The organism is Jatrophihabitans sp. sgz311053 (assembly GCF_056135305.1).
The window spans coordinates 1529907-1552958 of record NZ_JBWAXP010000001.1; the positions used below are offsets into that span (position 1 = coordinate 1529907).

The 23052-nt window shown below is 71.0% G+C and carries 22 protein-coding genes; 12 read left to right on the forward strand and 10 right to left on the reverse strand.

Annotated features, from left to right (window positions below; genetic code table 11):
* Positions 1 to 24: 24 nt before the first annotated feature.
* Together AC0NZQ_RS06735 and AC0NZQ_RS06740 are read right to left on the reverse strand one after the other, a co-directional pair.
* Positions 25 to 1233: a cytochrome P450 gene (locus tag AC0NZQ_RS06735; protein ID WP_474528910.1), complete on the reverse strand. Its 1209-nt coding sequence runs from the start codon at positions 1231 to 1233 to the stop codon at positions 25 to 27.
* Positions 1230 to 2363 (reverse strand): ornithine cyclodeaminase family protein, encoded by a 1134-nt coding sequence (locus AC0NZQ_RS06740; RefSeq protein ID WP_474528911.1) that lies wholly within the window; start codon positions 2361 to 2363, stop codon positions 1230 to 1232. The genes AC0NZQ_RS06735 and AC0NZQ_RS06740 overlap by 4 nt, the downstream gene beginning before the upstream one ends.
* A 204-nt stretch (positions 2364 to 2567) precedes the next feature.
* Between AC0NZQ_RS06740 and AC0NZQ_RS06745 the strand changes: the two genes are divergently transcribed.
* From AC0NZQ_RS06745 to AC0NZQ_RS06755, 3 genes are read left to right on the forward strand one after another with little or no spacing between them, the layout of a single operon-like run.
* Positions 2568 to 4217, forward strand: a complete 1650-nt coding sequence (locus tag AC0NZQ_RS06745) for a (2,3-dihydroxybenzoyl)adenylate synthase (protein WP_474528912.1) — start codon at positions 2568 to 2570, stop codon at positions 4215 to 4217.
* Between the two features lie 5 nt (positions 4218 to 4222).
* On the forward strand, positions 4223 to 5461 hold the full coding sequence (locus tag AC0NZQ_RS06750; protein ID WP_474528914.1) for a DegT/DnrJ/EryC1/StrS family aminotransferase: 1239 nt from the start codon (positions 4223 to 4225) through the stop codon (positions 5459 to 5461).
* Positions 5462 to 5470: 9 nt separating this feature from the next.
* Positions 5471 to 5656: a tautomerase family protein gene (locus AC0NZQ_RS06755; RefSeq protein WP_474528915.1), complete on the forward strand. Its 186-nt coding sequence runs from the start codon at positions 5471 to 5473 to the stop codon at positions 5654 to 5656.
* Between the two features lie 31 nt (positions 5657 to 5687).
* Here AC0NZQ_RS06755 and AC0NZQ_RS06760 read toward each other — a convergent pair whose 3' ends face one another.
* From AC0NZQ_RS06760 to AC0NZQ_RS06770, 3 genes are all read right to left on the reverse strand, one after another.
* Positions 5688 to 6407: a TetR/AcrR family transcriptional regulator gene (locus AC0NZQ_RS06760; RefSeq protein ID WP_474528916.1), complete on the reverse strand. Its 720-nt coding sequence runs from the start codon at positions 6405 to 6407 to the stop codon at positions 5688 to 5690.
* A 97-nt stretch (positions 6408 to 6504) separates the two neighbouring features.
* Positions 6505 to 8070, reverse strand: a complete 1566-nt coding sequence (locus AC0NZQ_RS06765; RefSeq protein ID WP_474528917.1) for an MFS transporter — start codon at positions 8068 to 8070, stop codon at positions 6505 to 6507.
* 66 nt (positions 8071 to 8136) lie between these two features.
* A complete protein-coding gene (locus AC0NZQ_RS06770) occupies positions 8137 to 8814 on the reverse strand; it encodes a ScbR family autoregulator-binding transcription factor (RefSeq protein WP_474528918.1) in 678 nt (225 codons plus the stop codon).
* Positions 8815 to 8987: 173 nt separating this feature from the next.
* Between AC0NZQ_RS06770 and AC0NZQ_RS06775 the strand changes: the two genes are divergently transcribed.
* Positions 8988 to 9851, forward strand: a complete 864-nt coding sequence (locus AC0NZQ_RS06775; RefSeq protein WP_474528919.1) for a ScbA/BarX family gamma-butyrolactone biosynthesis protein — start codon at positions 8988 to 8990, stop codon at positions 9849 to 9851.
* A 12-nt stretch (positions 9852 to 9863) separates the two neighbouring features.
* On the opposite strand, the gene AC0NZQ_RS06780 is transcribed toward AC0NZQ_RS06775, so the two are convergent.
* Together AC0NZQ_RS06780 and AC0NZQ_RS06785 are read right to left on the reverse strand one after the other, a co-directional pair.
* Positions 9864 to 10625, reverse strand: a complete 762-nt coding sequence (locus AC0NZQ_RS06780) for an SDR family NAD(P)-dependent oxidoreductase (RefSeq protein ID WP_474528921.1) — start codon at positions 10623 to 10625, stop codon at positions 9864 to 9866.
* 31 nt (positions 10626 to 10656) lie between these two features.
* Positions 10657 to 12267, reverse strand: coding sequence for an ABC-F family ATP-binding cassette domain-containing protein (locus tag AC0NZQ_RS06785; RefSeq protein ID WP_474528923.1), 1611 nt, complete (start codon positions 12265 to 12267; stop codon positions 10657 to 10659).
* Between the two features lie 117 nt (positions 12268 to 12384).
* Between AC0NZQ_RS06785 and fahA the strand changes: the two genes are divergently transcribed.
* A complete protein-coding gene (gene fahA, locus AC0NZQ_RS06790; RefSeq protein ID WP_474528924.1) occupies positions 12385 to 13554 on the forward strand; it encodes a fumarylacetoacetase in 1170 nt (389 codons plus the stop codon).
* 34 nt (positions 13555 to 13588) lie between these two features.
* Here fahA and AC0NZQ_RS06795 read toward each other — a convergent pair whose 3' ends face one another.
* Positions 13589 to 14446 carry an NAD(P)H-binding protein gene (locus AC0NZQ_RS06795; RefSeq protein WP_474528925.1) on the reverse strand — a complete coding sequence of 286 codons (858 nt, stop codon included), beginning with the start codon at positions 14444 to 14446 and terminating at the stop codon, positions 13589 to 13591.
* 67 nt (positions 14447 to 14513) lie between these two features.
* Between AC0NZQ_RS06795 and AC0NZQ_RS06800 the strand changes: the two genes are divergently transcribed.
* Positions 14514 to 14954 carry an Rrf2 family transcriptional regulator gene (locus tag AC0NZQ_RS06800; protein WP_474528926.1) on the forward strand — a complete coding sequence of 147 codons (441 nt, stop codon included), beginning with the start codon at positions 14514 to 14516 and terminating at the stop codon, positions 14952 to 14954.
* Between the two features lie 111 nt (positions 14955 to 15065).
* Positions 15066 to 16487: a S1C family serine protease gene (locus AC0NZQ_RS06805; protein WP_474528927.1), complete on the forward strand. Its 1422-nt coding sequence runs from the start codon at positions 15066 to 15068 to the stop codon at positions 16485 to 16487.
* Positions 16488 to 16520: 33 nt separating this feature from the next.
* Here the strand turns inward: AC0NZQ_RS06805 and AC0NZQ_RS06810 are convergent, their stop codons facing one another.
* Positions 16521 to 16796, reverse strand: a complete 276-nt coding sequence (locus AC0NZQ_RS06810) for a hypothetical protein (protein WP_474528928.1) — start codon at positions 16794 to 16796, stop codon at positions 16521 to 16523.
* Between the two features lie 44 nt (positions 16797 to 16840).
* Positions 16841 to 18199: a cryptochrome/photolyase family protein gene (locus AC0NZQ_RS06815; RefSeq protein WP_474528929.1), complete on the reverse strand. Its 1359-nt coding sequence runs from the start codon at positions 18197 to 18199 to the stop codon at positions 16841 to 16843.
* 51 nt (positions 18200 to 18250) lie between these two features.
* Here AC0NZQ_RS06815 and AC0NZQ_RS06820 point away from each other — a divergent pair, with 51 nt between their 5' ends.
* From AC0NZQ_RS06820 to AC0NZQ_RS06840, 5 genes are read left to right on the forward strand one after another with little or no spacing between them, the layout of a single operon-like run.
* Complete coding sequence (locus AC0NZQ_RS06820) at positions 18251 to 18691, forward strand: DUF5709 domain-containing protein (protein WP_474528930.1); 441 nt, start codon at positions 18251 to 18253, stop codon at positions 18689 to 18691.
* A gap of 19 nt (positions 18692 to 18710) precedes the next feature.
* A complete protein-coding gene (locus AC0NZQ_RS06825; protein WP_474528931.1) occupies positions 18711 to 19349 on the forward strand; it encodes an MBL fold metallo-hydrolase in 639 nt (212 codons plus the stop codon).
* A gap of 8 nt (positions 19350 to 19357) precedes the next feature.
* A complete protein-coding gene (locus AC0NZQ_RS06830; protein ID WP_474529437.1) occupies positions 19358 to 20434 on the forward strand; it encodes a dipeptidase in 1077 nt (358 codons plus the stop codon).
* A gap of 49 nt (positions 20435 to 20483) precedes the next feature.
* Positions 20484 to 21029, forward strand: a complete 546-nt coding sequence (locus tag AC0NZQ_RS06835; protein ID WP_474528932.1) for a PadR family transcriptional regulator — start codon at positions 20484 to 20486, stop codon at positions 21027 to 21029.
* Positions 21026 to 23047 (forward strand): oxidoreductase, encoded by a 2022-nt coding sequence (locus AC0NZQ_RS06840; protein ID WP_474528933.1) that lies wholly within the window; start codon positions 21026 to 21028, stop codon positions 23045 to 23047. Before AC0NZQ_RS06835 ends, AC0NZQ_RS06840 begins: the two co-directional genes overlap by 4 nt.
* Positions 23048 to 23052: the final 5 nt, after the last annotated feature.

Here is a 23052-nt window from a genome sequence, read left to right on the forward strand (position 1 = left end):
CGGTTAACGCCGTGCGTCAGTTGGTCAGTGGCGCACCAGGACCGGCAGCGCCCGGGCACCGAACAGGCCCTGGTGGTGGTAGGCGATCTCTGCGTCGGGGTCGATGCGCAGGTCGGCGAAGCGGCCGAGCAGGGCGTCCAGGGCCAGGCGCCCCTCCATACGAGCCAGCGGCGCGCCGAGGCAGTAGTGGATCCCGTGGCCGAACGCCAGTTGCTGGGACGAGCCGCGGGTGATGTCGAAGCGGTCGGGATCGGGGAAGTGTCGCTCGTCGTGGTTGGCCGACAGCACCGAGGGCGTCACCATCCGCCCGGCCGGAATCGGGATGCCGGCGAGCACGGTGTCGGTGGTCGTGACCCGGGCCATGATCGTGATGGGGGAGCGGAAGCGCATCGTCTCCTCGACCACGGCGCCGAGCAGACTGCGGTCGGCGCGCACCTCGGCGGCGATGCCGGGGTTCTCCTCCAGGCTCTGCACCGCGTTGCTGAGCATCATCGACGTCGAGACGTGACCGGCCATCAGCAGCAGGGCCGCGAACTCGACGATCTGCTGGTCGGTCAATCGCTCGCCGTCGTCAGTGGCAGCGATGAGACCTGAGATGAGGTCGCTGGTGGGACGCGCGCGGCGGTCGTCCACGTGCGCCTGCAGGTAGGCGTGCAGCTCGCGCAGCGGGCGCCGCACCTTCTCCTCGTAGTCCTCGCCGGCGTCGTCGCCGAACTGCATGTCGACGGCGTCGTCGACCTGGACCGACAGCATCTGCTCAGACCACGTCCGGAACAGGACCCGGTCCTCCGCGGGGACGCCCAGGAGCTCGGCGATGACGATCACCGGCAGCGGGTAGGCGAAGTCGCGGACGAGGTCGAAGGAATCGCCCTCGACCCGGTCGAGCAGCTCTTCGGCGATCTCGACGATGCGGGGCTCGAGCGCGGCGACGGCGCGTGCGGTGAAGGCCTGGCTGACCAGGGTTCGCAGCCGGCGATGCATCGGCGGGTCGATCACCGACAGGATCTGCTCGCTCAGGGCGTCCGAGTCCGGGCGCAGCCGGGAGAGGTCCGAGGAGTACGTCCCGTAGTCGTTGGAGACGGTCCGCACGTCGGCGTAGCGGTAGACGTGGAAGACGCCGTACTGGTCCTCGTGGACGGGGTGTTCGTCGCGCATGGTGCGCAACCAGTCGAACAGTTGCCAGCCACCGTCGGTGACCGACGGTGCGGGGGCTGTGCCGGGGGCGGCCGTCATCGGAGCTCCTTCGCCAGGGAGCGGCCACCAACGACCGCTGTTGTTGTCCGGGGAGGTGTGGTCAGGGGTCTGTCGCGGCCGGTGGGCACCGACTCCGGCGGGAACGAGTACGGGTCGAGATGGTCCGACGGATGGTGCTCCAGCTGCAGGCGACGTCCGAGATCGTGTTCGGCGGCGATCTCGAGCAGCACCTCCATGGCCAGGTGGTCCTCCAGGGCCATGCCCGTGGAGTCGAAGACGGTGGGACGGCCCTGCAGCGCCGAGGCATGATCCGGTTGTGCGCACAGCTGCGCCAGCGACGGTCCGATCTCGGCCTCCGAGCACTGCTGCAGCTCGCCCTCGCGGCGGCACTGCTCGGGGTGATCGGGCACGACGACGGCACGTCGCAGCAGCCCGGGGGACAGCTCGGTCTTGCCCTGCAGGTCCGACCCGACGGCGTTCACGTGAAGGTGCTCGCGTCCGCTCACGTCGGGCAGGACGGGCCCATCGCCCACCGGCACCGAGGTGGCAGTCGCGACGATGTCGGACTCCGACGCGATGCGGCTCGCCGACGCCACCTCGATCTCGAGGCCCAGGAAGGCCGCCCGCCGGACGAACGACGCCGCCCGGGTGGGGTCGATGTCGTGGACGAGCACTCGGCGGACCGGACGCACCCGGCACAGCCCGTGCAACTGCGTCACGGCCTGGGCTCCCGCTCCGATCAGTCCGACGACAGTGCTGTCTGGGTGCGCCAGCAGTCGCGCCGCGACCGCTGAGGCGGCGCCGGTCCTGATCGCGGTGAGCAGCACACCGTCCGACAGCGCCGTCAGGGCGCCGGTCGCGTCGTCGAAGCGCAGGACTGTCCCCAGGATGGTCGGCAGCCCGAACGTCGCGGGGTTGGCCGGGCTGTACGCGACCGCCTTGAGGGTGATGCTGTCGCCTGCGTGGCGGTGCGGCATCCACTCCCACACGCCGGCCGCGGGCTCGTCGCGGACGAAGCCGCCGCGCAGCGGGGACAGCTCGCGTCGACCCTCGCCGACATCGACCATCCCGTCGTGCACCCGGTCGATCACCCGGTCCATGACCGCGTCCCGGCCGGCGAGCTCGAGCATGGTCGCGATGTCCCGAGCGGTGATCACCCAGGTGTCCAACGGACCCTCCCAGTGGCGTCGTGATGGCGTCGTCGCGCGGCCGGTCCTGACCTGCGTCTGCTGACTGCGTTGCCGACGAGAGTGACGCAGCCGGCTGATGCCGTCCTGATGTGGCGGTGATAGCGAGCGTGGTCAGGTGCGAATCAGCCGGTTGTCATCGAGGTCGGCCACCATGACCGGAGTTGCTCGCAGAGAGGTGTTCCGATGTTGGACGGATGCGTCGCGTGGCCTGCCGAGACGGCCGAGCGTTACCGGGTCGAGGGCTACTGGACCGACCGGAGCCTCGGATCGCTGCTGCGCGACTGGTCGGCCGCCTACGGTGACCGGACGGCCCTCATCGATGCCGACGGGACGAGCCTCACGTACGCCGAGCTCGACGCCCGCTGTGACCGGTTGGCCGCCGGCTTCGCGGCGCGCGGCATCCGGGCCGGCGACCGGATCGTCGTGCAGCTGCCCAACAGCCACGAGTTCGTCGCCGTCTGCTTCGCGCTGTTCCGGATCGGTGCGCTGCCGGTCTTCGCGCTGCCGTCCTACCGGGCCAACGAGCTCGGCCACCTCATCGGCATCTCCGGCGCGGTCGGCTACGTCTTCTCGACCTCCGGGCGCGAGAGCGAGCTGGGTCCGCTGGCCCACGAGCTGCGGCGCCAGCACGCCGACCTGCGCGTCCTCGTCGTCTCCGGCAACCTGCCCGATCCGGCCGACGGCGTCGACCGACTCGCCGACCTGGCCGCGACCCCCGGCCGGGACTTCCCCGACCCCGACCCCGGTGACGTCGCCTTCTTCCTGCTGTCCGGAGGGACGACGGCGCTGCCCAAGCTGATCCCGCGCACCCACAACGACTACGCCTATCAAGCCGACACCTTGGCCGACATCTGCGAGGTGGATGCGGACACCGTCTATCTCGCCGTCCTGCCCGTGGAGTTCAACTTCCCGTGGGGGTGCCCGGGGATCATCGGCGTCCTCAGCCGCGGCGGACGCGTCGTCTTCGCCGCCCGTCCGGCACCGGACCACTGCTTCCCGCTCGTCGAGCGCGACGGCGTGACGATGACGTCGCTGATCCCCACCATCGCCCACCTGTGGCTCGACGCCGCGGCGGGGGCTGTCGCGTCGGACATCTCCAGCCTGCGGCTCCTGCAGATCGGCAGTGCCAAGTTGCACGACGAGGTGGCCGCTCGCATCGAACCCGAGCTGGGGGTGCGCCTGCAGCAGGTCTTCGGTATGGCCGAGGGACTGCTGACGGTCACCCGGCTGGACGACCCGGACCACCTCGTCCTCACCACGCAGGGGCGCGCCATCTCGCCTGCCGACGAGATTCGTGTCGTCGACACCGAGGGCGCCGTGGTCGCACCGGGACAGATCGGCGAACTGCTCACCCGCGGCCCGTACACGCTGCAGGGCTACTACCGGGCTCCGGAGCACAACGCGAAGGCCTTCACCGACGACGGCTTCTACCGGTCGGGTGATCTCGTGCGGCAGCTCCCGAGCGGGGAGATCGTGATCGAGGGCCGCATCAAGGACGTCGTGATCCGCGGCGGGTACAAGGTGTCGGCGACCGAGGTCGAATCGCACCTGACCGCACATCCGGATCTGCAACAGGCCGCGGTGGTCCCCATGCTCGACGACGTGCTGGGCGAGCTCGTCTACGCCTTCGCCGTCCCGGCCGACGACGAGGTGGACGTCCCGCTCGCGGCGCTACGTCGTTTCCTGCGCGCCCGGGGAGTGGCCGACTACAAGCTGCCCGATCGCGTCGAACTCGTGCCCGAGCTGCCGCTGACCGGGCTGAACAAGGTCGACAAGAACGCACTCAAGGCTCGGCTGGCAGCGCGCGTCGCCGAGCCGGTCGACGCCGGCTGAACCCGATGATTCAAGGGTCGCCGGCCGGGCATCGCGTGCCGTTCCAGCGTCGGGGGTCGATCCTCGGTGACGCCGACGCCGCCGCCCTGCTCGAAGTGCTGCGCTCGCAGGAACCGCTGTCGGCCGGTCGGTGGCGCCAACGGTTCGAGGACGCGTTCGCCGACCTCGTCGGCTCGCGGTACGCCCTGACGACGACCAGTGGGACGGTCGCGCTCGAGATGGCGGTCCGCCTGCTCGACCTGGCGCCCGGTGACGAGGTCATCGCCACCCCGCAGACCTTCCAGGCCACGGCGCAGCCGCTGCTGGAGTACGACGTGGACGTTAGGTTCTGTGACGTCCGACCCGACACCCTCAACCTCGACCCGGACGCCCTGGAGGCACTGGTCAGCGACCGCACCCGCGCCGTCCTGGTCACGCACTACGGCGGGTACCCGGCCGACATGGATCGGATCATGGCGATCGCGGCCCCGCGCGGCATCGTCGTCGTCGAGGACTGCGCCCACGCCATCGGCGCGATGTACCGCGACCGGGCGCCCGGCTCGCTGGCCGACATCGGCTGCTTCAGCTTTCACTCGTCCAAGAACATCACCACCCTCGGCGAGGGCGGCATGATCACCATGCAGCGCTCGGACTGGGCAGCGCGCGTCGAGCGCATGCGCGGCAACGAGATCGACGGCGTCTTCGCCGAGCGGGGCGCCGACGCCGACGACGTTCCCGGAGTGCTGCCCTGGATGCGGTTCTCCGAGCACGTCTACCGGCGGACGGTGCTGGACCTGCGCAGCGCAGGCACCAACGCGACGATGTCCGAGGCCGCTGCCGCGGTAGGTCTGACCCAGCTCGATGCCCTGCCCGGCTTCACGTCGCGACGTGGTTCGATCGCGCGTCGGCTCGACGACGCACTGCGTGACGTCCCGGACGTCCGACTGCAGGTCCCGGAGGCGGGCAACGTGCACGCGTACCACCTCTACACCGCGTTCCTCGGCGGCGGCGCGCAGATGCGCGAGGACGTCGTGCGCAGCCTGGACCGGATGGGGGTGGAGGTGCAGCTGCGGTACTTCCCGCTCCACCTCCTGCCCGAGTGGCGTGCCCGCGGGCACCGGGCGGGTGAGTGCCCGGTCGCCGAGCGGCTCTGGTTCGAGGAGCAGCTCAGCCTGCCCTGCCACCCGTCGCTCACCGATGATCAGGTCGACTATCTCGTCGACGCCGTCACGACCGCGCTCACCCGATCGCGCACCGCTGTCTAGAGGAGTCGTATGCCCTTCATCGACGTCAAGATCTTCGACCGCCGCCTGGACGACGGCAACGACGCCGAACTCATCGAGCGGATCACCCAGGCTGTGGTGGACGTCTTCGGCGAGTCGATCCGGCCCCAGACCTGGGTCACGCTGACCGGGGTGTCGCCTGCGCACTGGGGCATCGGCGGCCGGCCCGCCAGCTGAGGCGGCATCAACGGGACCGCACCGTCCTGCTCTACCGCGACGACGACGGCGCGGTCCCGTTGATGCCGGCGAGCAACCAGCTCAGCGCCTGATCGAAGTCCCGGTCGCGTACCTGCTGGATGCCGGTCTCGTCGCTGCGGGCCAGCACTCCGCCCGGCTGCGGCCCGCCGTCGGTGCGCATCTGCTCCGACAGCAGGGCCAGGTACTCGTCGGTCGTGGCATTCGACTGCCGCGCGTAGTCGATCCAGCGGACCTCCATCGCCACGAATCCGTAGGCGTACTGGAAGATCGCCGCGAGCGCGGCGGAACGATCGGCCTCCGACAGCGGCGAGCGCTGGATCGCGTCCTGCGCGCGGGCGGTGACCCGCAGGCTGTGCGGACCGATGTTGAGGTAGTCGCCGAGGCATCGGATCGCCCAGGGGTGCGTGATCATGGTGCGTCGCCACGCGGTCACCAGCGAGCGCAGCTCCTCGGACCAGTCCTGCCCCGGCGCGGGCTCCACGTCGATCTCCGCCGACACGGCGTCGAGTGCGAGCTCGAGCAGATCGTCCTTGTTGGCGACGTGCCAGTACACCGACATGGGCGTCACGCCCAGCTCGGTCGCCAGCCGTCGCATCGAGAAGTCGTTGACGCCATGGGCGTCGAGTAGCCGGATGGCCGCGGTCACGATCTTGTCCGGGCTGAGGGTGCCGGCGCCGGGCCCCTCGGTCCGGCTGCGGACCTTCCGGTCCGGGGTCAACCAGACACTCATGCGATCTCCCGCACGTCCCTTGCTCGGCATGCCCTACCTGTCCCCGGACCTGTTGGCCGGGGACAGGTAGGTGGTGTCGTCGGTACGCCCGGGCCGGTCAGTCGACCAGCGCCGGATCGCGATCCGCGGCCGGCGCCGGCGCGCCGGTCGCCCTGCTGTTCGCCCGGTGGAGCAGGAACCCGGCGAGCAGGCCCCCGGCGAACACCGCCGTCGCCCCGACCAGCTGGCTGATCTGGACGCCGTCGGCGAAGGCATTGTGGATCCGGACGATGGTATCGGCATCGGTGACCGAGGCGAGCGCGTCGGCCAGCGAGCCGGGCTTGGAGCCGCCGAGGTCGGGCTGTCGGGCGATGAACTGGGCGCTGAGCACGGCGCCGAGCACGGCGACGCCGATCCCGCCGCCGAACTCGGTGAGAGTGCCCTGGACCCCGGCCCCGACGCCGGCCTTCTCGACCGGGATGGAGCTCATGATCGCGTTCACCATGGCGGGCATGGCGAGCGAGATGCCGGTGCCCATCACCAGCAGCCCGACCAGGATGCCGAGGTAGCTGTTGCCCGGACGGCCGAGCACGGCCAGCAGGCACAACCCGACGGCGAGGGCTGTCATGCCGAGAGCGATGGTCGCCGCTGAACCGATCCGTTTGAGCACCTTGACGCTCACCCCGCGCAGGTTGAGCACGACGATGATCCCGGCCAACGGTACGGTCCGCAGCCCCGCCTCCAGGGGGCTGTAGTTGAGCACCAGCTGCAGCTGTTGGGTGAGCAGGAAGAGCGAGCCCGCCATGCCGAACGCCACCAGCAGGCCGCCGGCGATCGCCCCGTTGAACCGAGCATTGGCGAAGAAGGACATGTCCAGCATCGGGTCGTCGACGTGCAGTTCCCAGAGCACGAACGCGATCAGGCCGATGATGCCGATGGCTGCTGCGCCGAGCACGATCCCGGAGGTCCAGCCGTCGCCGGGCCCCCCGATAATCGCGTAGACGACACCGGTCATGCCCACGATCGACAGCAGCGCGCCGACGAAGTCGGGTCGGCCGGCCGGGTGCTTGATTTCGGGGATGAGCTTGGCTGCGACCAGCGCGCTGATCAGAGCCACCGGGACGTTGATCAGGAAGATCGATCCCCACCAGAAGTGACTGAGCAGGACGCCGCCGAGTACCGGGCCGCCGGCGAAGCCGACCGAGCTCACCGCGCCCCAGATGCCGATGGCCATGGGCCGCTCGTCGTCGTCGAACGTGTGCATGATGACGGCCAGCGTGGTGGTCATGATCAACGCTCCGCCGACGCCCATGCCGGCGCGGGCCGCGATGACCTGTGCCGGGGAGTTGGCCAGTGCCGCGAACAGCGATCCGGTACCGAACAGGGTGAGACCGACGAGCAGGGCCCGCTTGCGGCCGTAGCGGTCGGCCGTGGTGCCGGCGATGAGCAGGAGACCCGACTGGACGAGGGCGTAGGCGTTGATCATCCACTGGATGTCGGCCGTGGACGCACCGAGGTCGCGGTTGAGCTCGGGGATGGCGAGGTTCAGGACGGTGTTGTCGAGCAGGACGACGATCTGGGCCAGGCAGACGGCCGCCAGGATGACCCAGCGGTCGGGGCGACGGTGACGCACGGTGTCGGCCGCACTGCCGGGGGCCGGTGTGCCGGTGTCGAGTTCGGACACGACGGGACTCCTAGGACAGAGGGGTACGGGAGATCCTTCGTCGAGCACTGTACAGCGTAGAAGACTCTACTGTGTAGAGCTTTTCCCGTGATGGCTCTCCTCGCCCGGCAGGCTGGCACCGTGGCTCCCCTCGAGCCGAAGGCCACCTGCGCGGGCACCGGTGGCGATCGCGGGCAGCAGGTGCCGCCACATCGTGCTGATCCGGTGGGGGAGGTCGGCTCGACCTGTCTCGATGCGCGACAGCATCTGCAAGCCGGTGAAAGCCCCCACGATCAGCTCGGCGGTCTCCCGCGGCTCGATGTCGGCCCGCACCTCGCCGTCGTCGCGGCCCTGGATCAGGAGCCGCTCGCACATCGCGGCCCAGTCGCCGAACGGAGCCAGCTCGGAGAAGTCCTCGGTGCCCTCGTCCAGGCTCAACCGGGCACCGGACTGCACGATCGGGTCGGTCTGCATCAGGTGCGCGACATGCAGGCTCAGGTCGATCAGCGACTGCAGTGCCGACTCCGCCGCCGGAGGGACGACGCCCGACGTCTGGTTGCGCAGCACCTCGCGGGCCAGCTCGGCCTTGGACGCGAAGTGGAAGTACATCGCGCCCTTGGTGACCTTCGCCCGCTGCATGATCTCGTTGAGGGAGGCGGCCTGATACCCGACCTCGGCGAAGACCGAAGCGGCCGCGCGAAGGATGGTGGCCCGGGTGTGGACGGCGCGGGCCTGCAGGGGTTGCCGGCCGGACTCGGCAGCCACGCGCACGAACCTCCCACGGCAGACGGTGGGTCCCCCTGATGTTTCTCGAACCCTATCTGGCGACGGTACGGTCGCGACGTGGTGCACGCAGGTGCGAGCGGCGGGCGTGCCGGCGCCGTCGGCTTCGTGCTGTCGGCGCACCCGTGCCGGCCGTGGGCGGCGCGGTGACCGGCGTGCCGCGCGAGCTCGTGCACCGCACCGGGCGCGGGCTCGTGCTCCCCCTCGACTGGCGGAGCTGCGGCGACACGCGGTGCGAGGTCACCGTCCGGTGGCCCGGACACCACGACTTCTACGCGCCCGCGAGTGGCAGGCACGACCCGTTGCTGGCCGCCGAGTCACTCCGCCAGGCGGGCATCCTGGTGGCCCATGCACGCTTCGGCGTCCCGTTGGGCCACCAGTTCATCCTGCACACGCTCGACTACGAGCTCGACGTGGCTGCTCTGCCCGACGGCGCCGGACCGGCCGACGTCCGGGTGGACCTGGAGTGCCATGACATCCGGTACCGGGCGCGGCGCCTGGCCGGCATGCGCTACGTCGCGCGCTTCCGCACCGGCGCGGTGACCATCGGGGTCGGGTCGGCGCAGTTCGACTGCGTGAGCGCGGCGTTGTACCGGCGGTTGCGCGGCGAGCGTTTCGGCGCGGCGGTCTGCTCCGGCGAGCTGGCCCCGGCGCTGGCTCCGGCGCTGGTGGGGCGCTCTGCCGAGCGCGACGTCGTGCTCTCGCGGGGGCGCGAACCGGGGGTCTGGAGGCTGCGGGTCGACCCGGACAATCCCGATCTGTTCGACCACGCCTGCGACCACGTCCCCGGAATGGTGCTGTGTGAGGCGGCGCGGCAGGTCGCATCGGCGGTCGGCGCGGGGGTCCGGTTCGCCCCGACCCGGCTCGATGTCGCCTTCCTGCGCTACGTGGAGCACGACACGCCATGTGACCTGCGAGCGGGCGATCGAGTCGTCGGCGGCGGCGAGCAGAGCCTCCGCGTTGTCGCGCTGCAGGCCGACCTGCCGGTCTTCGAGTGTCGGCTGTCCGGCCCGGTGTGAGCGGCGAGCCGGTCAGACGACGGTGAAACCGCCGTCGACGACGAGGGTCTCACCGGTGGTGAACGACGCCCGATCGCTGAGCAGCCAGGCCGCGGCATGGGCAATCTCGGCGCCCTCGGCGGTGCGACGCTGCGGGGTGGCCGCGTGCAGGGCGGCCTCCACGCCCGGATTGCGCTCGAACCACTGCACCATCATCTCGCTGCGGGTGGTGCCCGGGGCGATGGCGTTGACCCGGATGCCGTGGGGGGCGTACTCGACGGCGGCGGCCTTCGTGAGACCGATGACCGCGTGCTTGGACGCGATGTAGGCCGCCGCGACCGGGGTGGCCACCACGCCGCCCACACTGCTGGTGTTGACGATGGCCCCGCGTCCGACCGCGCTCATCACGGCGAGTTCGGCGCGCAGGCAGTGGAAGACCCCGCGGACGTTGACGTCCATGATCTGGTCGTACAGCTCGTCGGGGAACTCGTGCAGCCGGATCTGCTCGGCCCCGAAGCCGGCGTTGTTGAAGGCTCCGTCCAGGCCGCCGAAGCGGGCGACCGCGCGTTGCACGGCGGCCTCGACATCGGCACGTCGGGTGACGTCGGTGCCGACGGCTTCGGCCCGGTCGGGACCGAGTTCGTCGACGAGGACCGCGAGCTCAGCCGTGCGCCGAGCGGCGAGCACGACGTTGGCGCCCTCGGCCACGAAGAGCCGTGCCGCTGCGGCGCCGATGCCGCTGCTCGCGCCGGTGACGAGGACGGTCTTGCCGGTCAGTAATCCGGAGGCGGCCATGCCGCAGATCGTCGCGCACTTGCTCGACGAACTACAACGGATCGGACTCGCGGAGCACGCCATCCTCCAGCCGCAGCCATCGCGTGATGTCGAGCTCGCGCAGGAACGGCAGGTCGTGGCTCGCCACGATCAGGGCGCCCTGGTACGCATCGAGGGAGACGCCGAGCTCGCGCACGCTGGCCAGGTCGAGATTGTTGGTCGGTTCGTCGAGCAGCAGCAGGTTCGGCGGCGGTTCGGAGAGCAGCAGCGCCGCCAGCGTGGCGCGGAAGCGCTCGCCGCCGGAGAGGGTCGAGACGAGCTGGTCGGCGCGCCTGCCCTTGAAGAGGAATCGGGCCAGACGCGCCCGGATGTCGTTGTCGCTCGCCGACGGCGCGAACTGCGCGACGTTCGCCACGACGGAGCGGTCCGGGTCGAGGATGTCGAGCCGCTGGGGCAGGTATCGAATGGCCGCGGCGACGTCCACGCTGCCGCCCAGCGGCTCGAGGCGGCCGGCGACGGTGTCGAGCAGTGTGCTCTTGCCGGCGCCGTTGCCGCCGACGAGCGCGATGCGTTCCGGGCCGCGCACGATGAGGTCGGTCGGCTGCTGGCAGCGCGTCGTCAACCCCTTCAGGGTCAGGATGGTCCGCCCGGCCGGGACGTCGGTCTCGGGTAGGTCGACTCGGATCTCGTCGTCGTCGCGCAGGGCCTCCTCGGTGTCGGCGACGCGGTGTTTCGCCTCCTCCAGCTTCTCCAGGTGCATGTTGCGGTGCTTGCCGGCTGAGACCTGCGCCTGCCGCTTGCGCTCCTTCATCACCGCCCGCGGTTCGCGCTTGGTGTCGTACATCTTCTGCCCGTACCGCAGGCGTCGGTCGAGCTTGATGCGGGCGTCGCTGAGCTCCCGCTTCTGCCGGCGCAGATCCTGCTCGGCGACGCGGACCATGCGCTCCGCGGCCTCCTGCTCCTGGGCCACGGCGGCCTCGTAGTCGGCGAAGTTGCCGCCGTAACGCAGCAGCTCGCCGTCGCGCAGATCGCAGATCTGGTCCACGAGCTGGAGCAGCTCGCGGTCGTGGCTGACGATCACCATCGTTCCGTGCCAGGTGCGGACGGCCTCGTAGAGCCGCTCTCTGGCGTCCCGGTCGAGGTTGTTGGTGGGCTCGTCGAGCAGCAGGACGTCCGGGGAGGCCATCAGCCGGGCGGCCAGGCACAGCAGCACCGACTGTCCGCCGGAGAGTTCTCCGATGCGGCGGTCGAGCTCGACGTCGGTCAGGCCGAGGCGGTCCAGGGTGGCCCGGGCGCGCTCGTCGACGTCCCAGTCGTCGCCGACGATGGCAAAGTTCGCCTCGCTCGCGTCGCCGGCCTCGATCGCGCGTAGCGCCACGCGGACGTCGTGGACACCGAGGGCACGCTCGACGGTGGTTCCGGCGTCGAGGGACACGTCCTGCGGCAGGTACTGCAGCGTGCCGTGCACCGCGACGGTCCCGCTGGCCGGCGTCAGCTCGCCGGCGATCAGCCGCAACAGCGTCGACTTGCCCGAACCGTTGACGCCGATGAGGCCGCTGCGGCCGGTTCCGAAGACGGCCGAGAAGTCCTCGAAGACGGTCTCGCCGTCGGGCCAGGCGAAGGTGAGCTCGGAGCAGACGACGGCGGTGGTGACGGTAGACATAGCCTGCCTCTCACGGTCGAACGCTGAGTCCTATACACCGTACAACAGCGGCGCCTGCGGAAATGCGGCTCGGGAGGCCGTGCTCGCCGATCGCGGCGGAGCCTGGTGAGATGAGGCGTGCTTCGAGACGACGGTTTCGGCCCGGACCACCTGCCGTACGGGGTCTTCGCGACCGCCGACACCGACTGGCGCGTCGGTGTCCGACTCGGCGACGGTGTCCTGGACCTCGCCGCCGCGGCGCAGGCGACGCGTCCGGAGTGGGTGCCGTTCTTTGCCGTCGCTGCCCTGAACCCGCTGCTCGCGGCGGGCAAGCAGGTCTGGGACGACGTCCGGGCCTGGGTGCGGACCCTGCCGGCAGACGAGCTGATCCCGCTGCCGGACGTGCGGCTGCGACTGCCCTTCGAGGTGGCCGACTACGTCGACTACTACGCCTCGCTGGACCACGCCACCAACGTCGGACGGATCTTCCGTCCCGAGGCCGAGCCGCTCACCCCGAACTGGCGGCATCTGCCGGTGAGCTATCACGGCCGGGCCGGGTCGATCGTCGTGTCGGGTACCGACATCCACCGGCCGAAGGGACAGCGCAGGACGCCCGGCGACGAGGCTCCGGCTTTCGGTCCCAGCCTCCGGCTCGACATCGAGGCCGAGCTCGGCTTCGTCGTAGGCCGGTCCCTGCCGCTGGGCGAGAGCGCGGGGACGGGGGACTTCGGGGAGACGGTCTTCGGCGTCGTGGGCCTCAACGACTGGTCCGCGCGAGACATCCAGGCATGGGAGTACGTGCCGCTCGGCCCCAACCTCGGCAAGTCCTTCGCCACGAGCATCTCGGCCTGGGTCACCCCGCTGGCCGCCCTCGACGCTGCCCGACTGCCGCTGCCGACGCAGCAACCGGCCGTCCTGGACTACCTGCACCAGGACGGTGCCTACGGCTTCGACATCGCCATCGAGGTCGAGCTGAACGGGCACGTGGTCGCGCGGCCCAACTACCGGCACATGTACTGGTCGCCGGCACAGATGCTGGCGCACATGACGGTCAACGGTGCGTCCTTGCGCGTCGGCGATCTCTACGCCTCCGGCACGATCTCGGGCCCGGCGCCCGAGCAGCGCGGCTGCCTGTTGGAGCTGTCGTGGGGTGGCGCGGAACCCTTCGAGGTTGCGGGGGAGCGGCGGACATTCCTCCTCGACGGTGACGAGGTCGTCCTGCGTTACCGCGCGGCGAACGGCGTCACGCTCGGTGAGGTGCGGGGCCGCATCCTGCCGTCGACCCCGTCCCCCGGTGGTGGCGGCTGACGCTCGTATCCGAGCGTCAGCCGCCACGACCGCGTCAGAGCAGGGCGGAGACGGGCGTCGGCTCGACCCCACCCAGGTCCCGGACGGCGTCGGAGACCACGTCGAGGTAGCCCTCGCGGGCGGCGGTGCCGAAGGAGGCGAGCAACTGCGCGACGGCCTCGGGGAGGCCGGCGTGCTGGACGAGCCCGGCGATGTAGGCGGCGTCGTCGACGTCCACCACCTCGACCGCCTTGCCGGCGATGCCGGCGGCGAGCTCGGCGAGGTCCTTGGTGCCGAGGGCCTGCGGTCCGCTGATCTCGATGGCGGCGTCGACGACCGCGGCGTCGTCGGAGAGCAGGGCACCCACGCCGGCCGCGGCGCAGTCGGCCCGCGTGACGTAGGCGGTGCGTCCGGCGCCGACGTTGGTGACGAGTTGCCCGGTCGCCGCCGCCTGCTTCACGACGTCGACCTGCATGTCGGCGTAGAGGTTGTTGCGCAGCAGGGTCCAGCCGGTGCCGCTGGCCTGCAGGTGCGCCTCGGTGGCGAGGTGGTCCGCGGTGACCGCGGCGGGGTTCTGCTCCGCCGCGCCGGCCAGCGAGGTGTAGGCGATGCGCTCGACACCGGCCGCGACCGCGGCGTCGATGGCAGCCTTGTGCCCCTCGACCCGGGCGCCGACGGCGTCGGTGGAGACGAGCAGGACCCGCTGCACCCCGGCGAAGGCGTCGGCCAGGGTCTCGGGGCGGTCGAAGTCGGCAGCGCGGACGTCGGCGCCACGGGCGGCGAGGTCGGCAAGCTTGGCCGGGTCGCGCGTCAGCAGGACGACATGGTCGTCCGCGCCGGCGCGGGTGAGGAGGTTCTCGGCGGCGAGGCGGCCGAGCTGGCCCGAGGCACCGGTGATCGCGTAGGTGGTCATCGTCCATCCAATCGTAGCTGTTGCTGTTACGAATCAACCGTAGCCATACCGGTTGCGATAAGGCAAGATGGGATTCGTGACCAGCCGCACCAACACCCAGTTCGCGGTGGCGGCGCACGTCCTGGTCTATCTCGCCGGCGCGGGTGCCGGTCGTGCCGTCAGCTCCGACGAGCTAGCCGGCAGTGTCAACGTCAACCCGGTGCACATCCGCCGCGTCCTCGGACCGCTGCGCGAGGCGGGGCTGCTGCGCTCACGGCCGGGCGCCGGCGGCGGCTGGGAGCTGGCGCGCGCTGCCAGCGGCATCCACTTCGACGAGGTCTGGGCTCTGGTGCAGGGTGACGATCCCGTCCTCGCCTCGCACGGACCGAGCCCGCAGTGCCCGGTCGGCCGCGTCGTCGACAGGCTCCTCGGCGACCTGCAGGACGATGTCGCCCGCGCCATTGCTCGTGAACTGCACGGCCGGACGGTCGCCGACGTGGTCGCAGGCGTGGAGCTGCCGGCGCCCTGACCGGCCGAAGCGGACGGAGCTGAGAAAATGCCCGCAAGCGTTGCCGGCCCTCATAGGAAAAGCATGGTTTTCGCTCAGCGCATCTCTTGCCAGCGGGCGTGTCCTGGCGACATGACCACCTCCGAACCCGAGTCCGGCGCCTCGCAGCCGGAGCACCAGCGCCCCATGGGCACCCCGTACGACCCGTACGCGGGGTACCCGCAGTACCCGCACGACCCGCGGTACGCCTACCCGCAGCAGCCGCCCCCGTCGGGATGGGCCGGCTACCAGTGGACCGCGCCGATCGGGGCCTACGGGCCGCCGCAGCAGCCACCGCCGCACCGGGGCTCGGGCGGTCGCCGCGCCCTGCTGGGTGTCGGGGCAGCGGTCCTCGCCGCGGCCCTGGTCGTCTCCGGGATCGAGATCGGCCAGGCCACCAGGTCCGACACGACCGCGGGTCGGCAGGCCGACGGCAGCTCGCTCTTCGGCTCCGGCTCCGGCAGCACCGGCACCGGCGGCGAGAACGGCAACGGGAACACCGGCGGCGGCACCCTGCAGATCCCCGATCCGTTCCCCGGTCTCTTCCCGGGACAACAGGGCCAGGGCTCGCAGACGCAGGGCACCGGGACGGCGGCGAGCAGCACACAGCAGCGGGGCATCGTCACCATCACCTCGGTGCTGAAGTACCAGAACGCCGAGAGCGCCGGCACCGGGATGATCCTCACCAGTGGCGGCGAGGTGCTCACCAACAACCACGTCATCGACGGGGCCACGTCGGTGACCGTGACCGACGAGTCGACCGGCAAGTCCTACGCGGCCAAGGTGGTCGGCACGGACCCGACCGACGACGTCGCGGTGCTGCAGCTGAAGAACGCCTCCGGCCTCACCACCGCCAAGGTGGGCGACACCTCCGACGTGAAGCAGCTCGGGGTGGGCGACAAGGTGACCGGTGTCGGCAACGCCGGCGGCACGGGATCGCTGACCCAGGTGTCGGGCAAGGTGACCGCGCTGCAGCGCTCCATCACGGCCAGCGACGAGACCGGCGGCAACGCCGAGAACCTGAGCGGTCTCATCCAGACCGACGCCGCCATCGTGGCGGGCGACTCCGGCGGGCCCCTCTACGACGCGAACGGCACTATCGTCGGCATCGACACCGCTGCGTCGAGCACGAACGGCACGCAGGGGGTCACCTCGCAGGGTTACGCCATCCCGATCGACCACGCCCTGAGCATCGCCCGGCAGATCGAGTCCGGGATCGAGACCTCCTCGGTGCACATCGGACTGCCGGCCTTCCTCGGCGTGGGCGTCGCCAACTCCACCGCCTCCGGCGCCGCGGTGAGCACGCTGCTCGACGGCGGTCCCGCGGCGGCTGCCGGCATCACACCGGGCTCGGTGATCACCGCCGTCGGTGGCACGTCGGTGACGAACGCGGCCGGTCTGAAGACGGCGCTGGGCAAGCACCAGCCCGGTGACCGGGTGTCGCTGCACTGGACCGACACGGCCGGGAAGCAGCACACCGCCACCGTCACGCTGGCCGGGGGTCCTGCGGACTGACCCGGTCCGGCGGCGGGGCGTGGACCGCGGCGGTCAGGCGGCGCGAGAGTCGTCGACCGTCGCGGTCATCGCACGGGCGTAGGCCGCGACGAAGGGCCGGCTCGCGCGGGCCCGGTTGTCGGCCTCGGACGGATCCACCAGGGTGCGCCAGAGCGGATCGGCAGCCGGTGCCGCCGGCGCATCGACCGGGCCTCGCGCACTGCCGCGGGGCATGCGGGTGCAGTTGTCCTCGAAGAGATAGTTGCCGAAGAGCACCAGCAGCGCCATGGCGACTGCGGTTCCCCCGAGCACGAGCAGCAGAACGAACATCTGACGATCCCCCGATCGCGCCGCCGGCCCCCCTGCCTGCGACGTCAGGACTTAATCTTGCCATAACGCTCGAGGGCTTCGCGGCGTTCGGCGGCGTGATCGACGATGCGTGTCGCGTATCCGTCGGGTAGGCCGTCCGGCAGATCCCACGGCTCGTGGGCAGCCTTGCCGTCGACCCCGCGCAGCTCGGGGATCCAGCGGCGGACGTAGCCGCCGTCCGGGTCGAACTTCAGGCCCTGCGTCACCGGGTTGAAGACACGGAAGAACGGGGACGCGTCGGTGCCGCTGCCGGCCGTCCACTGCCAGCCGTGCTGGTTCGAGGCGAGGTCGCCGTCCACCAGGTGCTGCATGAAGTGGCGAGCCCCGTGCTGCCATTCGATGTGCAGATCCTTCACCAGGAAGGAGGCGACGATCATCCGCACCCGGTTGTGGATCCAGCCCTCGCCCAGCAGCTGCCGCATGCCGGCGTCCACGATGGGGAAGCCGGTGCGCCCCTCGCGCCAGGCGTCGAAGGCATCCGAGTCCGCTCGCGCGTACTCCAGCTTCGCCAGCTGCGGCTGGAAGTACTCACGCGCCGAGTCGGGGAAGTGGTGCAGGATCATCGCGTAGAAGTCGCGCCAGGCCAGCTCCTTGCGGTAGGTCTCGTCGGTGCGGCTCAGATCCGCCAGCAGGGTGCGCGGGTGGATGCAGCCGTACTTGAGATAGACCGACATGCGTGAGGTGCGGTCGAGGTCCGGCCGGTTCCGGTCGTCGCCGTACTTGGCGAGGATGCCCTTGTCCTTGTAGGCCTTCCACGCCTTGAGCGCGGCCGCCTCACCGGGCTCGGGGAGCTCGAGATCCTCGGGCAGCTTGGGATCGGCCGGGATGTCGGTGGAGTCCAGCTCGGCGTGCCAGTCGACGCGACCGGTGATCGTCGTGGCCGGGTCGCGCCAGCCGTGGTCGAGCCAGGCGCGGTAGAACGGCGTGTAGACCTTGTACGGCGTGCCGTCGTTCTTCACCACCCGGCCGGGGGCGATGGCGTAGGGCGAGCCGGTGCGCACGAGCGGGACGCCCTCGCCGGTGCTCGCCAGCTCCTTCTCCACGGCCTCGTCGCGGGCCTTGCCGTACGGGCCGAAGTCCGCCGCGACGTGCACCGAGGACGCACCGACCTCGCGGGCCACCTTCGGCACGGCGTTGACCGGATCGCCCCGGCGGATCACCAGCTGCCCGCCGGCCTTCTCCAGGTCGGCAGCCAGCGCGCGGAGCGCGCCGTAGAGGAAGGCCGTGCGCGGGGCGCCGGCCGGCTTCAGCAGCTTCTGATCCAGGACGAAGAGCGCCACGACCGGACCGTCCTTGGCTGCCTCGTGCAGCGCGGGGTTGTCACGGAGGCGCAGGTCGCGCCGGAACCACAGCACGGAGGTCACACCCGCGAGCCTGCCCGTGACAGCGGATCGATAAGCGGGAAGGCCGATGGCATGAGTTCACCGCGTAGCAACGATTCCGACGACCTCTACGACGGCGTGGTCGTCGATCGCGACCAGCCTGACCCGTCGGACACGCTCACCGGCGACAACACCGACGACCCGATGGATGCCGGCTACAACCCGCCCGACCGGGAGAACAAGGCGTGGCGCGGCGACACGGCCGAGGAGGCCCGCGAGGGCGAGTCCCTGGACGCCAAGCTGGCCGAGGAGGTCCCTGAGGTCAGCGAGGCCGATCTCGACCGCGCCGACGAGGACGAGCGGGTGGGACGCCTGCTGGCGCCGGACGAGGGCGCGCACCCGGACGAGGAGAAGGACGAGATCGCCACCGACGTGGGCCGGGCCGGGTACGCGGCCAGCGCCGAGGAGGCCGCGATGCACGCCTCCGAGGAGGCCGCGCCGCCGGCAGAACTCGACGGTCCCGCCACCGTCTGACCGGGCTAGGGTCGAGGGCGTGCAGCTGACGAAGTACACCCATTCCTGCGTCCGCCTCGACGACGGTGACCGCTCGCTCGTCCTCGACCCCGGTGTCTTCAGCGAGGTGGATGCCGCGCTCGACGGTGTCCGGGCTGTGCTGATCACCCACGAGCACCCCGATCACCTGGACGTCGACAAGCTCCGGGCAGCGGTGGAGCGGGACTCCCACCTCGCCGTCTGGGCGCCGGCGTCCGTTGCCGCCCAGCTGGAACTCGGTGACCGTGTCACCGTCAGCGAGCCGGGGCAGACCTTCGAGGCCGGCGGCTTCGGGGTGCAGACCGTCGGTGGGCAACACGCGGTGATCCACCCGTCGATCCCGGTGATCGCCAACGTCGGGTACCTGATCGACGAGCAGGTCTATCACCCCGGCGACTCCTTCGACGTCCCCACCGCCGCCGTGGACACGCTGCTCGCCCCCCTCCACGCGCCGTGGTCCAAGCTGTCGGAGGTGATCGACTTCGTGGTGGCGGTGCGCGCGCGCCGGGCGATCAACCTGCACGACAGCCTGTTGACCGACATCGGTCGGAACATGGTCGAGGGCCACCTGGGCCGCATCGGGGGCGACTACGGCGTCGAGTTCACCCACCTCGCGCCGAGCGAGAGCCTCGCGGTGTGACCGCCACGATGCGCATCGTCGACGGGCACAACGACCTGCCGTGGGCGATGCGCCTGCTCAACGGCTACGACCTCGACGACTACCCTCTGGACACCGACCAGTCGCGGACCCACACCGATCTGGTGCGGCTGCGACGCGGCGGTGTGGCCGCGCAGTTCTGGTCGGTGTACGTCCCGTGCCGCATGGGCGTCACCGAGACGCTGGAGCAGATCGACTTCACTTTGCGCATGATCGCGCATTATCCCGAGCAGCTCGCGCTGGCGCTCACGGCGGCCGATGTCGAACAGGCCTGGCGCGACGGACGGATCGCCTCGTTGCTCGGCGCCGAGGGCGGCCACTCCATCGACTCGTCCCTGGCGGTCTTGCGGACGCTGCATGCCCTGGGCGTCCGGTACCTGACGCTGACGCACAACGACAACGTGCCATGGGCCGACTCGGCCACCGACGTCCCCGCCGTGGGCGGGCTGTCGGAGTTCGGGCGCGACGTGGTGCGGGAGATGAACCGGCTCGGCATGCTGGTCGATCTGTCGCACGTCGCGGCGACGACGATGCGGGACGCCTTGGCGACGACAGCGAAGCCCGTGATCTTCAGCCACTCCTCCGCGCGCGCCGTCACCGACCATCCGCGCAACGTCCCGGACGACGTCCTGACGACGCTCGCCGGCAACGGCGGCGTCTGCATGGTCACCTTCGTCCCCGGCTTCGTCTCGCAGGCCTGTGCCGACTGGTACGACGAGCTGCGCGCGAGGGTGCGGGCGCGGGGCGAGGATCCGCGTGACCTCGACGTCCTGGACGCGGCGGCGCTGCGCCTCGCCGAGACGACCCCCCGGCCCACGGCAACGGTGGCGGACGTCGCCGATCACGTCGAGCACGTCCGCGAGGTCGCCGGTCTCGAGCACGTCGGCCTCGGTGGCGACTACGACGGCTGTGATCAGCTGCCCGACGGCCTGTCGGACGTCTCGACCTATCCGGTGCTGCTCGACGAGCTGCACGGCCGGGGCTGGTCGGAGGGTGAGCTGGCGGCGCTGACCCATCGCAACATCCTGCGGGTTCTCGGCGACAACGAGCCCGGCGGCGCCCCCTGATTCGTCGCGTGGTTGCAGTGCAACCAGTTGCATAGCTAGAGTCCGTCGTGTGGCGCTGGAGCACGCGATCCTGGTGGCGCTCGCCGAGCGGGCGAGCACCGGTTACGACCTCGCGCGCCGCTTCGACAAGTCCGTCGGCCGGTTCTGGACGGCCACGCACCAGCAGGTCTACAAGGTGCTGGCGCGGATGGAGGACGACGGCTGGGTGGCCTCGACGGCCGTCGCGCAGGAGGGGCGTCCGGACAAGAAGGTCTACGAGGTGACCGACGAGGGTCGGACGGAACTGGCCGCCTGGCTGCCCCGCCCGGCCCCGCTGGAGACGGCGCGTTCCGATCTCGCCGTCAAGATCCGCGGTGCTGCGCACGGTGACCCGCGGGCGGTGGCGGCCGAGGTCCGGCGGCACCGTGACGTCCACGCCGAGCGGCTCGCCTTCTACCTGGAGAACGAGAAGGACGAGTTCGCCGACCCGGCCGCGCTGCGCGGCACCCCGCTGCACCAGTGGCTGGTGCTGCGCGGCGGCATCGAACTCGAACGCGGCTTCGTCGCCTGGTGCGACGAGGTCATCGCACACCTGGAACTCCCGGAGGAGACGTGACCCGCTACCCGCACCTGCTCGCCCCGCTCGACCTCGGCTTCACCACACTGCCGAACCGGGTGCTGATGGGATCCATGCACACCGGGCTCGAGGACCGGCCCAAGAACCTGTCGAAGCTGGCCGAGTTCTACGCCGAGCGGGCCCGCGGCGGGGTGGGGCTCATCGTCACCGGCGGATTCGGCGTCAACCGGACCGGCTGGCTGCTGCCCCTGGCCGGCAAGCTCACCACCGCGCGCGAGGTCTCGCGCCACCGGCAGATCACCGACGCCGTCCACGACAACGGCGGGCGGATCGCGCTGCAGCTGCTGCACGCCGGCCGTTACAGCTACCACCCGCTGAGCGCGACGGCGTCGGCCTCGAAGTCGCCCATCACGCCGTTCCGCGCGCGGGGCATGTCGGCGCGCGAGGTGCGTCGGACGATCGACGACTTCGCTCACTCGGCCGAGCTTGCCCGGCAGGCGGGCTACGACGGCGTCGAGATCATGGGCAGCGAGGGCTACCTCATCAACCAGTTCCTCACCGCGCGGGTGAACCGGCGCGACGACGAGTGGGGCGGGACCTCGGCGAACCGCCGCCGGTTCCCGACCGAGATCGTCCGCAAGGCCCGGGCCGCCGCCGGCGACGACTTCGTCATCGTCTACCGGATGTCGCTGCTCGACCTCGTCGAGGACGGCCAGAGCTGGGACGAGACCGTCGCCCTCGCCCACGAGATCGAGGCCGCCGGCGCCACCATGATCAACACCGGCATCGGCTGGCACGAGGCGAGGGTGCCGACCATCGTGACCTCCGTGCCGCGGGCGGCCTTCAGCTGGGTCACCGGCAAACTGCGGCCCGAGGTCTCGATCCCGGTGATCGCCTCCAACCGCATCAACATGCCCGAGACGGCCGAGCAGATCCTCGCCGACGGGGACGCCGACATGGTCTCTCTCGCCCGGCCGTTCCTCGCCGACCCGGAGTGGGTGCGCAAGGCCGAGGGCGATCGCGTCGACGAGATCAACACCTGCATCGCCTGCAACCAGGCCTGCCTGGACCACACCTTCAAGCACAAGATCGCCAGCTGCCTGGTCAACCCGAGGGCCGGTCACGAGACCGAGCTGGTGCTGCGGCCGGTGTCGCGTGCTCGCCGGGTCGCGGTCGTCGGAGCCGGGCCGGCCGGGCTCGCCGCGGCCACCGCCGCCGCCGAGCGTGGCCACGACGTCGAGCTCTTCGAGGCCGAGGCTGAGCTCGGCGGGCAGTTCCAGCTCGCCCGCCGCATCCCGGGCAAGGAGGAGTTCGCCGAGACGCTGCGCTACTTCACCCGCCGGCTGGAGGTGCTGGGGGTGAAGGTCCACCTCGGTCACCGGGTGGCGGCCGGCGAGCTCGCCACCGGCTGGGACGACATCGTCGTCGCCACCGGGGTGACCCCGCGCCGGATCGCCATCCCCGGCGCCGACCGTCCGAACGTCCATTCCTACGCCGACGTGATCAGCGGGGCGGCCACAGTGGGACGTCGTGTCGCCGTCATCGGGGCGGGCGGCATCGGCTTCGACGTCGGCGAGTTCCTGACGCACAGCGGCTCGACGAGCGAGCCGCAGACGCGCGAGCAGTGGCAGCGGGAGTGGGGCGTCGGGGATCCGGCCACGGCTCCGGGTGGTCTCGTCACCGCCGAGCGGGAGGCGTCGCCGCGGCAGGTGTACCTGCTGCAGCGCAAGAGCACGAAGGTCGGCGCCGGCCTCGGCAAGACCAGCGGCTGGGTGCACCGGAGCACGCTGGCCCATCGCGGCGTCGAGACGATCAGGGGGGTCACATACGACCGCATCGACGACGCCGGACTGCATGTCACGGTTGAGGAAACCCCGCGCCTGCTTGAGGTGGACGACATCGTCGTCTGCGTCGGGCAGGAGTCCCGGCGGGAGCTGGCCGACGCGCTCACCGGCACCGGCGCGCGGGTCCATGTCATCGGTGGCGCCGACATCGCCGCCGAGCTGGACGCCAAGCGGGCCATCGACCAGGGCACCCGCCTCGCCGCCGCCCTCTGACGCCA